The 14498-nt window shown below is 59.8% G+C and carries 12 protein-coding genes and 1 pseudogene; 8 read left to right on the top strand and 5 right to left on the bottom strand.

Annotation, left to right across the window (positions count from 1 at the left end; genetic code table 11):
* Positions 1–61: 61 nt before the first annotated feature.
* A complete protein-coding gene (locus IBX59_RS07295; protein ID WP_296373962.1) occupies positions 62–784 on the top strand; it encodes a DUF502 domain-containing protein in 723 nt (240 codons plus the stop codon).
* A 3-nt stretch (positions 785–787) separates the two neighbouring features.
* Positions 788–1390 (top strand): LysE/ArgO family amino acid transporter, encoded by a 603-nt coding sequence (locus IBX59_RS07290; protein WP_296374059.1) that lies wholly within the window; start codon positions 788–790, stop codon positions 1388–1390.
* Here IBX59_RS07290 and IBX59_RS07285 read toward each other — a convergent pair whose 3' ends face one another.
* Complete coding sequence (locus tag IBX59_RS07285) at positions 1391–2164, bottom strand: 3-hydroxybutyrate dehydrogenase (protein WP_296373960.1); 774 nt, start codon at positions 2162–2164, stop codon at positions 1391–1393. It abuts the gene before it with no gap.
* A 273-nt stretch (positions 2165–2437) separates the two neighbouring features.
* On the opposite strand from IBX59_RS07285, the gene IBX59_RS07280 reads away from it, so the two are divergent.
* Positions 2438–4246, top strand: coding sequence for an extracellular solute-binding protein (locus tag IBX59_RS07280; protein ID WP_296373958.1), 1809 nt, complete (start codon positions 2438–2440; stop codon positions 4244–4246).
* A 49-nt stretch (positions 4247–4295) separates the two neighbouring features.
* Here the strand turns inward: IBX59_RS07280 and IBX59_RS07275 are convergent, their stop codons facing one another.
* Entirely contained in the window at positions 4296–4919 is a 624-nt protein-coding gene (locus tag IBX59_RS07275; RefSeq protein WP_296373956.1) for an XRE family transcriptional regulator, read from the bottom strand.
* Between the two features lie 65 nt (positions 4920–4984).
* Between IBX59_RS07275 and IBX59_RS07270 the strand changes: the two genes are divergently transcribed.
* Genes IBX59_RS07270 through IBX59_RS07260 form a run of 3 tightly spaced genes read left to right on the top strand, consistent with a single transcriptional unit; the run spans position 4985 to position 8353 of the window.
* Complete coding sequence (locus IBX59_RS07270) at positions 4985–6499, top strand: class I adenylate-forming enzyme family protein (RefSeq protein WP_296373954.1); 1515 nt, start codon at positions 4985–4987, stop codon at positions 6497–6499.
* Positions 6486–7130 carry a DsbA family oxidoreductase gene (locus IBX59_RS07265; RefSeq protein WP_296373952.1) on the top strand — a complete coding sequence of 215 codons (645 nt, stop codon included), beginning with the start codon at positions 6486–6488 and terminating at the stop codon, positions 7128–7130. Before IBX59_RS07270 ends, IBX59_RS07265 begins: the two co-directional genes overlap by 14 nt.
* Positions 7127–8353: a multidrug effflux MFS transporter gene (locus IBX59_RS07260; protein WP_296373950.1), complete on the top strand. Its 1227-nt coding sequence runs from the start codon at positions 7127–7129 to the stop codon at positions 8351–8353. Before IBX59_RS07265 ends, IBX59_RS07260 begins: the two co-directional genes overlap by 4 nt.
* A 54-nt stretch (positions 8354–8407) precedes the next feature.
* Here the strand turns inward: IBX59_RS07260 and mfd are convergent, their stop codons facing one another.
* Together mfd and IBX59_RS07250 are read right to left on the bottom strand one after the other, a co-directional pair.
* Entirely contained in the window at positions 8408–11854 is a 3447-nt protein-coding gene (gene mfd / locus IBX59_RS07255) for a transcription-repair coupling factor (RefSeq protein ID WP_296373948.1), read from the bottom strand.
* Between the two features lie 40 nt (positions 11855–11894).
* On the bottom strand, positions 11895–12419 hold the full coding sequence (locus IBX59_RS07250; protein ID WP_296373946.1) for a hypothetical protein: 525 nt from the start codon (positions 12417–12419) through the stop codon (positions 11895–11897).
* 122 nt (positions 12420–12541) lie between these two features.
* Here IBX59_RS07250 and hemB point away from each other — a divergent pair, with 122 nt between their 5' ends.
* Both hemB and IBX59_RS07240 read left to right on the top strand, forming a co-directional pair.
* Positions 12542–13540, top strand: a complete 999-nt coding sequence (hemB, locus tag IBX59_RS07245) for a porphobilinogen synthase (RefSeq protein WP_296373944.1) — start codon at positions 12542–12544, stop codon at positions 13538–13540.
* A gap of 152 nt (positions 13541–13692) precedes the next feature.
* Positions 13693–14250 carry a YSC84-related protein gene (locus IBX59_RS07240; protein ID WP_296373943.1) on the top strand — a complete coding sequence of 186 codons (558 nt, stop codon included), beginning with the start codon at positions 13693–13695 and terminating at the stop codon, positions 14248–14250.
* Positions 14251–14260: 10 nt separating this feature from the next.
* Here the strand turns inward: IBX59_RS07240 and IBX59_RS07235 are convergent.
* A pseudogene (locus tag IBX59_RS07235) lies at positions 14261–14498 on the bottom strand (hypothetical protein); the annotation flags it as partial.

Genomic DNA, 14498 nt, shown 5'->3' with positions numbered 1-14498 from the left:
AGCTTGCCGGTTGAGCGCGCGTTGCCTAGATAGGCGAAGAGCTGTTTTTGGGAACAACAAGATGATTAGCCCTGACCACGAAGAGTCGAAACGCCGCGGTCGTCCGGGTATTTTTGCCCGGCTGCGCAGCAACTTTTTAGCCGGGCTGATCATTGTTGCGCCCATTGGCCTGACATTTTGGCTGATCTGGACGGTTGTTGGCTGGGTCGATAGTTGGGTCTGGCCATTCGTGCCCGGCGCCTACCACCCCGAGGAACTGATCAACCGCATTCTGGGCCGTGGTGCCGACAATCAGATCGTGATCAACGTGCGCGGCATTGGCGTTGTTATCTTTCTGGTCTTTACCGTGCTTGTCGGTTGGATCGGTAAGGGTTTGATCGGGCGGTCTTTTCTTGGCATTGGTGAACGTATTGTTGACCGGATGCCCGTGGTGCGGTCCATCTACAACGCGGCCAAACAGATCGCTGAAACGGTATTTTCCCAACGCGACACATCCTTTGACAAGGCCTGTCTGGTGGAATATCCGCGCCGTGGGGCATGGGCTATCGCGTTCATTTCCACCAATGCCAAAGGCGAAATTCACGCAAAGCTGACCGATGGCGAACCTGTCGTCACCGTGTTTCTGCCCACGACACCCAACCCGACATCGGGCTTTCTGCTGTTTCTGCCGAAAAGTGACGTCAAGGTGCTGGATATGTCGGTTGAGGATGCGGCAAAACTGGTGATTTCAGCCGGGCTTGTCTATCCTAACGGCAAACCGGCAGACGCCCTGACATCGAAATAGATGCTGATCATCCCTGCCCTGACCGGCTTTGCCACCGGGTTTTCGCTGATCCTTGCCATTGGCGCGCAAAACGCCTTTGTGCTACGGCAAGGGCTGGCGCGGGCGCATGTGTTCTGGCTGTGCCTGCTATGCGCGACATCCGATGCGCTGCTGATCACGGCCGGCGTGCTGGGGTTTGGCGCGATTGTCACGCTCTATCCGATGTTGCCGCAGATCATGGCATGGGGCGGTGCGGCGTTCCTGATCGTCTATGGCGCGATGCGCCTGCAGGCCGCGTGGCAAGGCAAATATGACATGCAAATCGCAGGACAGTCGGCTGGGCTTTGGCCCACGCTGGCCACAGGGGCCGCGTTTACATGGCTGAACCCGCATGTCTATCTTGACACGCTGGGGCTGGTCGGTGCGGTGTCGACGCAATACCTGCAAACGGCCCCCAAAGCGGCCTTTGGGGCCGGGGCGGTCATCGCGTCTTTCGTCTTTTTCTTTGGGCTTGGCTATGGCGCGCGGCTGCTGACGCCGGTGATGCAATCGGCGCGGGCGTGGCGGGTGCTGGATGTGCTGATCGGGCTGGTCATGTGGGCGCTGGCGATCAAGCTGATCAGCTGATCACGCCGCCGTCCAGCCGCCATCGGCGGACAGGGTTGTGCCAGTGATTTGTGCCGCGGCATCCGAACACAGGAACACCACCATGCCGCCCAGCTGTTCGACCGTCACAAATTCCTTTGATGGTTGCTTGGCCAGAATCACCTTTTCGATCGCCTGATCTTCGGAAATGCCGTATTCCTTGGCGGTCGCAGGGATCTGCGCCTCGACCAGCGGGGTCAGCACATAGCCGGGGCAGATCGCGTTGGCGGTGATCGGCTCTTTTGCGGTTTCCAGCGCGACGACCTTGGTCATGCCGACAACGCCATGCTTGGCCGTCACATAGGCCGATTTGAACGGGCTGGCGCGCAACCCGTGGGCGCTGGCGATGTTGATGATCCGGCCCCAGCCGCGTTCGCGCATCCCCGTCAGGGCCGCTGCTGTGGTATGAAACGCCGATGTCATGTTGATCGCGATGATCGCGTCCCATTTTTCGGCGGGAAAATCCTGAATCGGGGCCACATGCTGGATGCCTGCGTTATTGATCAGAATATCACACCCCCCGGCCGCGACGATCAGGCGGCGGCAGTCATCCGCCTTGGACATATCTGCCTGCACATATTTCGCCTCTACCCCCGTCACATCGGCGATTTCAGCAGCCAGCGCGTGATCTTCAGGCGTGTCGCTGAAAGAGTTCAGCACCACATTCACACCCTCTTGTGCCAAGGCACGGGCAATCCCCAGCCCGATGCCAGAATTCGATCCTGTGATAACGGCGGTTTTTCCTGCAAGTGACATGATCAGTGGCTCCGATAGGTTGCTTTGCGACTCACCTTATATGCTGCATCTGCAAATGCCACCCGAAGGGCACGATGACCCGAAAAAAAAACGCCCGCACAAGGCGGGCGTGAAGTTATTGAGGCAGGTTTCATACAGGCAAGAAACCTATCGAGCAGTAAAGCTGTTATAAGCAATCTATCGCCCGTATCCAAGCTAAAAGTTTGAAAAGACTTACAAGCCTCTTTACCATCACATTAAACGGGCAATGACAAAAACAGGGAACCCCATCAGATGAGACCGCACATTCGCCGCGCAATCAGCGGCGTAATCGCACTGATCGCAATTGCCAGCATCGGCCACGCCGAACCCCAGCATGGCATAGCTATGTATGGCGACCCTGCCCTGCCACCTGATTTTGTGTCTTTGCCCTATGTGAACCCCGATGCCCCCCCCGGCGGGCGCATCGCCACCGCCGAGGTCGGCAGCTTTGACAGTCTCAACCCGTTTATCCGCAAAGGATCGGTGCCGTGGCAGCTCAGATTTTTTCTGGGCGAAAGCATGATGGGGCGCTCGTTGGACGAACCTTTCACGCTTTACGGACTTCTGGCCGAATCGGTCGAGACCGGGCCGAACCGGAAATGGGTCGAGTTCACCCTGCGCGAGGGTGCGGAATTCTCCGACGGATCGCCCGTTACGGTGGAAGACGTGCTGTGGTCCTACGAAACGCTGGGTACCGTGGGCCACCCCCGCTATCTGGGATTCTGGACCAAGGTCGAGGTTATGGAACAGACCGGCCCACGCTCTGTCCGGTTGACCTTCAACACCGAAGACCGCGAACTGGCGCTGCTGGCCGGCCTGCGCCCGATCCTGAAAAAGGCGCAGTGGGATGGCGTGGATTTCGCCGAAACCACCACGCAGATCGTGCCGATCACATCTGCCCCCTATGTCATCGACCGGTTCGAGGCAGGGCGCTATGTATCCCTGCGCCGCGACCCCGATTACTGGGGCAATGCCGTGCCGTTCCGCGTCGGCACCAACAACATCGACGAGGTGCGGCTGGAATTCTTTGGCGATGAAACCGCCGCCTTCGAGGCGTTCAAAGTGGGCGAGGTGAACACCAACCGCGAATTCAACGTGGCCCGCTGGGAAAGCCAGTATAATTTCCCCGCCGTGCAGAATGGCGATGTGGTGCTGTCGATCCTGCCACACGAACGCCCTTCAGGCATGACGGGTTTTGTAATGAACACCCGCCGTGACCAGTTTGCCGATTGGCGCGTGCGTGATGCGATGCTGCATATCTTCAACTTTGCCTTCATCAACGAGGCGATGACCGGATCAGCGCAGCCGCGTATCACATCCTATTGGTCCAATTCGCCCCTTGGCATGTCCGATGGCCCCGCGACAGACCGCGTGCGCGCGTTTCTGGAACCTTTCGCCGATGATCTGTTGCCCGGCGCGCTGGATGGTTACAGCCTGCCTGTGGGCGATGGCACCGTGCGCAACCGCGCCGGCACCGCCGCGGCCTTGGCCCAGATGGCGGCCGCAGGCTGGACCGTGCAGGACGGCGCGATGAAAGACGCGTCCGGCAAACCATTTACCTTTGACATCCTGCTGGCGCAGGGGGCATCTGAAAATCAGGCGATCATTGATATCTACGTGGAATCGCTGGCACGGATCGGGGTGACGCCATCCGTCACCGTGGCCGACAGTGCCCAGTTCAAGGAACGCACCGACACCTATAATTTCGACATGACCTATTACCGCGTCGGCGTATCGCTGTCGCCGGGCAACGAGCAATACAACTATTTCGGGTCCGAAACCGCCGACCAGCCCGGCGGGCGCAACCTGATGGGTGTGAAATCAGCCGCCGCGGATGCGATGATCGCCCGTTTGCTGACCTCGGAAAGCCAGGATGATTTCGTGGCGGCGGTCAAGGCGCTGGACCGGGTGCTGACGACCGGGCGCTATGTCATCCCGATTTACCAGTGGAACATCAGCCGCATAGCGCACAGCAAAAACCTGCAATACCCGCAGGACATCCCCATCTTTGGCGACTGGCCCGGCTGGCAGCCCGATGTGTGGTGGTATGCAGAACAATAAGCCTGCCCGCTTGTTCCAAATATCAATATCACCGCAGGAGGCATGAACGTCAGGTCAGCGACGTCACCCAAAGGATCGTTGCATCCTCGGCGCTGACCGACACCACGTTGTGGCCCATCGTGGCGTCGTAATAGGCGCTGTCGCCGCGCTTCATCTCTAGGGGTTCGTAAAATTCGGTATAAAGCCGGATCTGCCCGGTCAGCACATATAGAAATTCTTCGCCGTCGTGGCGCACCCAGCCATCGAATTCGTCCATGCTGCGCGCCCGGATGCGCGCGCGATACGGCAGCATCTTTTTCGTGGTCAGCGCCTCGGCCAGCAGGGCATGTTCATAGGTGGTGGTGATCTGCACCGGTTCATGGCCGTTGCGGGCCACGGCCATGCGCCCATTGACCTGCGCCTTGGATGGCGGCGTGAACAATTGCGGCACCGAAATATTCAGCCCCACCGCCAGCTTTCTCAGCGCGTCATAGGTGGGCGACATCTGCCCGTTTTCGATCTTGGACAGGGTAGACCGGGCCAGCCCCGCCTGTTTGGCTGCCTGTTCCAACGTCCAGTCGCGGGCCTTGCGCAATTCGCGCACCCGCGCGCCCAGATCCAGCGGTTCGGCCACAGCGCTTGCGCCGTTTTCACGGGCCACGCGGATCAGGTTCATCGGGTCATTGTCTGTCATGACGCTTTTCATAAGCAGCCGCACCTGCTCTTGCAACTGATCGCAACGCAGATTAGCGGTTTGTTATGTTGTCAATTACGCACCCCTCTGCCTTTCCGCCCGCGCCTGCCGGGTTCAACATGGCCGCCCATGTGCTGGCCCATGCCGACCGTCTGGCCGATAAACCGGCCCTGCAAATCGTGGGGGATATGGTCGAAACCTATCGCTATGCCGATATCGCCACCGCGGTGCGCGGGACGGCAGCCGGTCTTTTGGGCATGGGGCTGGTGCCCGGTGACCACCTGCTTTTGCAACTGGGCAACACGGCAGAATTTCCCATCACCTATCTGGGTGCCATTGCCGCAGGGATCATCCCCGTGCCGGTGTCATCGCAACTGACCGCGCCAGAGGTCGCAGCGATTGTCGCCACCATCCAGCCTGCGCTGACGATCCGCGCGCCCGGCATGGCTGCAGCCACAGGCCGCACAGAAGATGCCAGTATCTTGCATGATTTCAGGGCCTTGCCGCCGGCGCCGTTCGCGATGGGCGATCCCGACAGGCCCGCATATATTATCTATACATCCGGCACCTCGGGCAAACCGCGCCCTGTCGTCCACGCACACCGCGCGATCTGGGCACGCCAGATGATGTGGGACGGCTGGTATGGCCTGCGCGAGGACGACAGGCTGATGCATGCCGGTGCCTTCAACTGGACCTATACGCTGGGCACCGGGCTGATGGACCCATGGTCGGTTGGCGCAACCGCCCTGATCCCGGCAGATGGGGTTAGCGCCGACCAATTGCCCGCCCTGTTGGCCGCGCATAAGGCCACGATCTTTGCCGCCGCTCCCGGTGTCTATCGCCGTGTGCTGCGCGCCGGTCTGCCACCCCTGCCCCATCTGCGCCACGGGCTGTCGGCGGGCGAAAAACTGGCCGAAGATTACCGCAGCGATTGGGAAACCCAGACCGGCACCCCGATATTCGAGGCCTTTGGCATGTCGGAATGTTCCACCTTTATTTCCGGCAGCCCGGCGCGCCCCGCGCCAGTGGGCAGTTCCGGCTATGCGCAACCGGGGCGCAAGGTTGCGCTGATCGGGCCGGATGGGCCTGTGGAACGCGGCACGCCGGGCACTATCGCTATCCACCGCAGCGATCCGGGGCTGATGCTGGGCTATCTGGGCGCGCCCGATGAAACCGCCGCGCGCTTTCAGGGCGATTGGTTTCTGACCGGCGATATCGGGATCATGGCCGATGACGGCGCCATCACCTATGCCGGTCGCGCCGACGATATGATGAACGCCGGCGGCTACCGCGTCAGCCCGGTCGAAGTCGAAGACGCGCTGACCGCCCACCCCCACATCACCGAGGCCGCCGCCTGCGCCGTGCAGATCCGCACAGGGACGTCGGTGATTGCGGCCTTTTACGTCGCCACCGATGTGATAGACGAACAGGAATTGCGCAATTTCATGGCAGCCCGTCTGGCAGGCTATAAATGCCCGCGCATCTATGTGGCCCACGATGCGCTGCCGCGCGGGGCGAACAACAAACTTCTGCGGCGCGTCTTGCGTCAGGAATGGGAGACAGCCAATGGTCAAGCTTGATATTATTTCTGACCCGATCTGCCCGTGGTGCTATATCGGCAAGACCAATCTGGACCGCGCATTGGATCAGATCCCCGATCATCCGTTCACGATCGAATGGCACCCGTTCCAGCTGAACCCTGACATGCCCGCAGCAGGCATGGACCGCCGCACCTATCTGGAAACCAAGTTCGGCGGCAAGGACGCAGCCGTCAAAGCCTATGCGCCTGTGGTGGAGCAAGCCGAAAAGGCCGGCGCGCTGATCAATTTCGACAAGATCGAAAAAACCCCCAACACCATCGACGCACACCGCCTGATCCATTGGGCCGGGATCGAAGCGCGGCAAAACCTTGTCGTCGATCTGATCTTCAAGGCCTATTTCGTCGATGGCCGCGACATCGGCAGCCACGAGGTGCTGGCCGATATCGCCGACACCGCCGAAATGGATGCCGCCTTGGTTACGAAACTTCTGGGATCTGATGCCGACACCGCTGACATCCGAGCCCGCGACGCCCATAGCCGCAAAATGGGGGTGAATTCCGTGCCAACCTTTATCGTGGCCGGTCAACATGCCGTGCCGGGTGCGCAACCGCCCGAAATGTGGGCGAAAGTGATCACTGACATCATGGCGCAGATCGCCCCCGACACATGACCGATACCGCCCCGGTTGCCGACCCGGTCAAACGATTGCCGCAGGCCGAATTCATTGCCCTTTTGGCGATGCTGATGGCGACGGTCGCCTTTTCCATCGACGCAATGCTGCCTGCATTGCCTGAAATCGGGCAAGACCTGTCGCCCGCCAATCTGAACAATGCGCAGTTGATCATCACCAGTTTCGTGTTGGGGATGGGGTTTGGCACGCTGTTTGCGGGGCCTTTGTCCGATGCATTCGGGCGCAAGACGGTGATGGTGGGCGGTGCGGCGCTTTATATCTGTGCCTGCACGCTGGCATGGGCCGCGCAAAGCCTTGAGATGATGCTGGCGGCGCGGGTCTTGCAAGGGCTTGGGGCCGCAGGGCCGCGCGTGGTGGTCATGGCGCTGGTGCGCGATCTTTATGCCGGGCGCGATATGGCGCGGATCATGTCCTTTGTCATGGTTGTATTTTCACTGGTGCCAGCACTTGCGCCGACGCTGGGTTATTACATCATCGCAGGCTTTGGCTGGCGGGCGATCTTTGCGGCTTTCATGGTCTTTTCCGCCATATCCGTGATCTGGCTGATGCTGCGCCAACCCGAAACGCTGACCCCGGAAAACCGTCGCCCGCTTAGCATCAGCGCCCTGGGGCGGGCGGTGGTGGAAATGTTCACCCACCACACGGCGCGGCTTTCGATCATCATCCAGATGCTGACCTTCGGGATGCTGTTTACCGTGCTGTCATCCACCCAGCAGGTGTTTGACGTGACCTTTGGCCAAGGGGCGCATTTTCATCTGTGGTTCGGCGGGATCGCCATCATCGCGGCCTCGGCCAGCTTGCTGAACGCCAGAATCGTCGTGCGGGTCGGGATGCGGGCCATTATCAAGGGCATGTTGACCGCCCAGATCGGCATCACCCTGCTGATGATCGTGATCACCCTTGCCAACGGCCCCTTTTGGCTGGCCTTCGGCATCTATGTGTTCTGGGTGACGGCGAATTTCTTTCAGGCCGGGCTGACCATTGGCAACCTGAATGCGCTGGCGATGGAGGAAATGGGCCATATCGCGGGCCTTGCCGCATCTGTCATTGCGTCTGTTGCGACCGTGGGTGCGGTTGTGATCGCGGCCCCCGTTGCCCTGCTGTTCGATGGCACACCCATGCCCATGGCAATCGGCGTGCTGATCTGCGCCAGCCTTGCGCTCTGGCTGACAAGCCTCATCCGCCGCCCCGGAGAGGCATAGCCCCGCTTCTTCTGCGCAGCATTATCCCCGGCGTAGGCAAGAAAAACGCAGGGTTTATCCCGCGTTTTTCTTTTCATCGGCCAGCTTCGCGGCCAAATCGCGCGCGATGTTGAACGCGCCCTGTATCTTGTCGCGTTCGCGGGTCCAGTCGCGGCGTACCACGATCTTGTTATCCTTGACCTTTGCCAGACCGCGCTGATCGTTGATGAAATCCACCAACCCCGCCGGCGATGCGAATTTGTCGTTGTGAAACCTTATCGTGGCCCCCTTTGGCCCCGCATCCAGATGCGAAATGCCCGCGCGTTTGCACATCGCCTTGATCCGCACGACCAGCATCAGGGTATTCACCTCTTTCGGCAATTTGCCGAAACGGTCGATCAGTTCAGCGGCGAACCCTTCCAACTCGACCTTGGTGGTCAGGTCGGACAGGCGGCGGTATAGCCCCAACCGCACATCCAGATCGGGCACGTAATCTTCGGGGATCAGAACAGGCACGCCCAGGTTGATCTGCGGTGCCCATTGGCCATCATCCACGATACCTTCGGCCTGCCCCGACCGGATCGCGGCGATCTGGTCTTCCAGCATCTGTTGATACAACTCGTATCCGACCTCGCGCATCTGGCCCGATTGTTCCTCGCCCAGCAGATTGCCCGCGCCACGAATATCCAGATCCTGACTGGCCAGGGTGAACCCCGCGCCCAGCGTATCAATCGACCCCAGCACGCGCAGGCGTTTTTGCGCGGCATCGGTCAGTTTCTGGCGGGGTTTCGTCGTAAGATAGGCATAGGCACGGGTTTTCGACCGGCCCACGCGGCCCCTGATCTGGTAAAGCTGGGACAATCCGAACATATCCGCGCGCCAGACGATCATCGTGTTGGCGGTCGGAATATCCAGCCCGGATTCAACAATCGTTGTGGCCAGCAAGACATCGTATTTGCCGTCGTAAAAGGCGTTCATCCGGTCATCAAGCTCGCCCGCCGCCATCTGGCCAGTGGCGGTGATATATGTCACCTCGGGGATCTCGTGTTTCAGAAATTCTTCCATCTCGGGCATGTCGCTGATGCGCGGAACCACGACAAAACTTTGCCCGCCGCGATAATGTTCGCGCAACAGCGCCTCGCGCACGGTTATTGTGTCGAATTCCGACACGTAGGTGCGGATCGCCAGCCGGTCGATGGGTGGCGTGCCGATGATCGACAGATCGCGCACTCCCGACAGCGACAGTTGCAGCGTGCGCGGAATTGGCGTCGCGGTCAGGGTCAGCACATGCACGTCCGTGCGCAACTGTTTCAGCCGTTCCTTGTGCTGAACGCCGAATTTCTGTTCTTCATCAATAACAAGCAGGCCAAGGTTCTTGAACCGCACCGCTTTCGCCAGCAGCGCGTGGGTGCCCACGACGATATCCACCGTGCCCTTGGTGATCCCGTCACGGGTTAACGCCGCATCACGGGCCGACACGAATTTCGACAAGGGCCGCACCGTGACAGGAAAACCCCGAAACCGTTCGGCAAATTCCTGATAGTGCTGGCGCGCCAGCAACGTCGTCGGCGCAATAATCGCCACCTGCACGCCAGATAGGGCCGCGACGAATGCCGCGCGGATCGCCACCTCGGTCTTGCCAAAGCCAACGTCGCCGCAAATCAGCCTGTCCATCGGCTGCCCACTGGCCAGATCGTGCAGCACGTCTTTGATCGCCGCAAGCTGGTCATCGGTTTCGACATAAGGAAACCGCGCAAGAAACTGATCCCACAACCCATCGGGGGGTTCCAGCACTGGTGCCGTGCGCAGGGCGCGTTCGGCAGCGACCCGGATCAGCCGTTCGGCGATCTGGCGGATCCGTTCCTTGAGCTTGGCCTTTTTCGCCTGCCATGCGCCGCCGCCCAATTTGTCCAACAGGCCGGTTTCATGGCCGTATTTCGACAGCAGTTCGATGTTTTCAACAGGCAGGTAAAGTTTGGAGTTTTCAGCATATTCCAGCAGCAGACATTCATGGGCCGCGCCCAATGCGCTCACCACCTCCAGCCTGACAAAACGCCCGACGCCGTGATCCACGTGCACCACCAGATCACCGGGGGTCAGGCTGTTTGCTTCAGACAGGAAATTTTCCGCACGCCGCTTGCGTTTCGTCTGTCGGATCAGCCGGTCACCCAGCACATCCTGTTCGGAAATCACCGTCAGGTCCGGTGCCTCGAACCCGTGGTCCAGCGGCCAGACCGCCAGATGAACCCCGCGTTTGCCGACGCGGGTGAAATCTGTGACGGGGATCGCCTCGGCGATGCCTTCGTCCTCGATCAGCCCTTCAAGGCGTTCGCGCGCGCCATCGGAATAGGACGCGACGACAACAGGCCCCTTGTCCATTTGGGCACGAATATGATCCGCCAAAGACCCGAAAAGGTTGGTTTTTTCCTGCTGGCGTTCCGGCGCAAAATCGCGCCCGATCCGCCCGCCCGCGTCAACCACCCCCGGCCCGGTCGCCTGTTTCAGCGGGGCAAATTGCAGCACGCGTTTGCCCGCAACAGCCGCGTTCCAGGCCCCATCATCCAGATACAGCAAACCGGGCGGCGCCGGTTTATACACGCTATCCATCCGCCCCTTTTGCGACAGTGCGTGCATCCGTGTGCCATATTGGTCTGCGATACTTTCCCAGCGGGCAATCCGCATCGGGGTCATCTGGTCGTCCAACGTGACAGTGGCCTGCGGCAGATAATCGAACAGGGTTTCCAGATCATCCTGAAAGAACCCCAGCCAATGTTCCACACCGGCATGTTTGCGCCCCGCGCTTACGGCCTCGTACAGCGGATCATCGGTGCCGGCGGCGCCGAATTCGATGCGGTAATTCTGGCGAAACCGTGTGATTGCGGCCTCATCCATGATCACCTCGGACACGGGGGCCAGTTCGACCTGTGCCAATTTTTCGGTGGTGCGCTGCGTGGCAGGATCAAACCGGCGTGCCCCGTCCAGCACATCGCCGAACAGGTCCAGCCGCACCGGCCCGCTTTCGCCCGGCGGGTAAATGTCGATGATCCCGCCGCGCACGGCGTAATCGCCCGGTTCCATCACTGTGGGGCTTTGGGTAAATCCCATGCGCACAAGGAAATTGCGCAACGCGCCCTCGTCCACGCGGCTGCCGACCGTCGCGGTAAAGGCGGCCTCGCGCAGCAAGGTGCGCGCGGGCACGCGCTGGGTTGCCGCAGATAGCGTCGTCAGCAGCACAAAGCGGTCGGGCATGCCATGTGTCAATGCCGCCAGCGTTGCCATGCGCGCCGCCGAAATATCGGCATTGGGCGACACCCGGTCATAGGGCAGGCAATCCCACGCTGGAAAACTGAAAACAGGCATGTCGGGCGCGAAAAATGCCAGTGCGGCCTGCATCGCCGCCAGCCGCTTGTCATCGCGGGCAACGTGCATGACGGGGCCGCCCTTGGCAACCTCGGCCAGGATCAGCCGGGCATCAAACCCTTCGGGCGCGCCGCAGACGGTGATATGTTTGGGATCAGACATGTGGCAGTCACCTACCCCGCCGCATCGGCGTGTCAAGCTATCAAAAGATGAACAAACGGGAAAGGCTGAAAAACATACCATACATCGCTGTGACAAAGATCGACACCACCGCGATGGCCTGGATCCTGAATCGCAGCCGCAGCAAATCTTTGGCGAGTGCGCCACCGGTTGGTTGCTGGTCCGCATACCGTTGCGTTGCGCGCATGTTCAGCACCCCGACAAAGGTCAGCGGGAAGGCGAGTAAAAACATGCCTTGCGCCAGATCAAACCCATAATAAAAACCCATTGTAAACAAGCCGGCCAGGATGAAACCCGCAAAGCCTGTCAACCAGACGCTCGCCACTGCATGGATCGCGCCAAGCCTGCGCACATTGATGGCGACCAGCAGATCAAGATCCGCCGCGGCAACGCCCTCGTGTCGTCTGGCACGATGAATCATGTCATAGGGGACACCGATGATCCAATGACTGACCGTTGACCATGCCACGGCAACAGCAAGCCAATACCAAATGTTGGTAAACGTATCGAAATCAATAATTTGCAATATGGTGGCATTCAATGTCACAGGCAGGATCTTTCGCGTTGGTATGGCCTGCGGACCTTAGCGTTCTGTTCCTGCCTTGCCCAGACTTGTGAAGCGGGAAAATAAGTGCGACCAAGACGAAGATTTTTGCGAAAGGCCAGACTATGACACCGATCCTTGCCCCCTTTCCGGCCAGCCGCCAGCGCCGCATGCGCCAGTCACCTGCCCTGCGCGCGCTGGCGCGGCAAAATACGCTGACAGTCGATGACCTGATCTGGCCGGTTTTCGTAATGGACGGGCGCGATGATGAAACGCCCGTTGCATCAATGCCCGGCGTTGTGCGCCGCACGGTCGACCGCGTGGCCAAGGCCGCTGTCGAGGCGCAGAGCCTCGGCATTCCCGCGATCTGCATCTTTCCCTACACCGCGATGGCGGCGCGCACCGAAGACTGCGCCATGGCATGGAGCCCCGACAACCTGACCAACCAGACGATCCGCGCAATCAAGGACGCAGCACCCGACATTGCCGTGATGACCGATATCGCGCTGGACCCTTATAATATCAACGGTCACGACGGATTTGTCGAAAACGGTGAAATCGTGAATGACCGCACTGTTGATGCGCTGGTCAAAATGGCGCTGGCGCAGGCCGCAGCGGGGGCCGATATTCTTGGCCCGTCAGACATGATGGACGGGCGGATCGGGGCCATTCGCGCAGCGCTGGAATCCGAAGGGCATCAGAATGTCACCATCCTTAGCTATGCGGCGAAATATGCATCGGCGTTTTACGGGCCGTTCCGCGATGCGGTTGGCGCATCGGCGGCGTTGACGGGCGACAAGAAAACCTATCAGATGGATCCCGGTAATGCTGATGAAGCCTTGCGTCTGGTCGCGCGGGATCTATCCGAAGGCGCGGATATGGTGATGGTCAAACCGGGCATGCCCTATCTTGATATTTGCAGACAGGTGAAAGACGCCTTTGGCGTGCCAACATTTGCCTATCAGGTGTCTGGTGAATACGCCATGTTGCAAGCCGCCGCGCAAAACGGCTGGCTGGATGGCGACAAGGTCATGTTGGAAAGTCTGCTAGGCTTCAAACGGGCGGGCTGTGACGGGATTTTGACCTACTTTGCCCCGGCTGCTGCACGGCTGTTACAGGGTTGATGCCAAAGGCAACTGCCCTGTGGGCGGCCCATATCCCCAACCCTGTCATATGTGTAGAAAATCCAACGCGTGACAGGCGACAGGCTTTCGCCTATATTTCCGACGACAAGAGGCATCAAAGCCTCGATCAGGCAGATAAGGCGGAGAATTTCATGCGCATTCTTTCCCGGCGTCACTTTGCACTTGGTGCATGCGCCACAACGACCCTTGCAGCGTGCGGTAACGGTATTGGCAGCGGGGGTGCAGCAATGATCGACGCGCGTGTCGATAGCACCCTGAATTTCATGTATCAGACCTATCCCGGCACGCGCGATCTGGCGGAACGTTCTGCGGGTATGTTCGTCATGCCCTTGGTGACAAAGGCGGGCCTTGGGCTTGGTGGGTCGTTCGGGCGCGGCGCGCTGCGGGTCGGGCAGACTACGGTAGACTATTATTCGGTCACGTCTGGCAGTGCCGGATTACAGATCGGTGCGCAGCAGTATAGCTATGTGCTGTTTTTCATGACCAACGAAGCCTTGATGGAATTCCGCAGGTCGCAGGGTTGGGCGGCCGGGGCCGATATTGAATATGTGCTGAACGACCAGGGCGAAACCTTGCGGGCAGAAACCACGACATCCCTGTCGCCTGTGCTGGCTGTGATTTTTGCGCAGACAGGTCTGCGGATTGGTGCAACGCTGGAAGGCACAAAATACACGCGAATCATCCCCTAAACCTGCCGCGTCAGCCCATGACGACAACCATCGGGACCGCCGCACGCAATCGGTTTCGATTAATATCAAATTGCATCGCCTGCATGGCGTTTTCAAAACTTTCCTGCATCAGTTTCGGCGCAGACCGCGGCAATGGGCCGTCGGAATGGCGGGCAAGATGCGAAAGCGATTTTTGCAAGGCCAGTTGCACTTCGATCAGATGAGCACCGTCGCGGGCAATCGGCGTAAAACCATCTTTGATCATGTCA

Source organism: Yoonia sp. (assembly GCF_014859355.1).
Classification (GTDB): Bacteria; Pseudomonadota; Alphaproteobacteria; order Rhodobacterales; family Rhodobacteraceae; genus Yoonia.
Note: the sequence above shows the minus strand (reverse complement) of the source record. Positions and strands in the feature narration are given on the sequence as shown.

Excerpts from the sequence above, each read along its gene's own strand:
- IBX59_RS07270 (WP_296373954.1), top strand. The coding sequence starts at position 4,985 with ATGTTGTCAATTACGCACCCCTCTGCCTTTCCGCCCGCGCCTGCCGGG.
- IBX59_RS07240 (WP_296373943.1), top strand. The coding sequence starts at position 13,693 with ATGCGCATTCTTTCCCGGCGTCACTTTGCACTTGGTGCATGCGCCACA.
- mfd (WP_296373948.1), bottom strand. The coding sequence starts at position 11,854 with ATGTCTGATCCCAAACATATCACCGTCTGCGGCGCGCCCGAAGGGTTT.
- IBX59_RS07260 (WP_296373950.1), top strand. The coding sequence starts at position 7,127 with ATGACCGATACCGCCCCGGTTGCCGACCCGGTCAAACGATTGCCGCAG.
- IBX59_RS07275 (WP_296373956.1), bottom strand. The coding sequence starts at position 4,919 with ATGACAGACAATGACCCGATGAACCTGATCCGCGTGGCCCGTGAAAAC.
- IBX59_RS07265 (WP_296373952.1), top strand. The coding sequence starts at position 6,486 with ATGGTCAAGCTTGATATTATTTCTGACCCGATCTGCCCGTGGTGCTAT.
- hemB (WP_296373944.1), top strand. The coding sequence starts at position 12,542 with ATGACACCGATCCTTGCCCCCTTTCCGGCCAGCCGCCAGCGCCGCATG.
- IBX59_RS07295 (WP_296373962.1), top strand. The coding sequence starts at position 62 with ATGATTAGCCCTGACCACGAAGAGTCGAAACGCCGCGGTCGTCCGGGT.
- IBX59_RS07280 (WP_296373958.1), top strand. The coding sequence starts at position 2,438 with ATGAGACCGCACATTCGCCGCGCAATCAGCGGCGTAATCGCACTGATC.
- IBX59_RS07285 (WP_296373960.1), bottom strand. The coding sequence starts at position 2,164 with ATGTCACTTGCAGGAAAAACCGCCGTTATCACAGGATCGAATTCTGGC.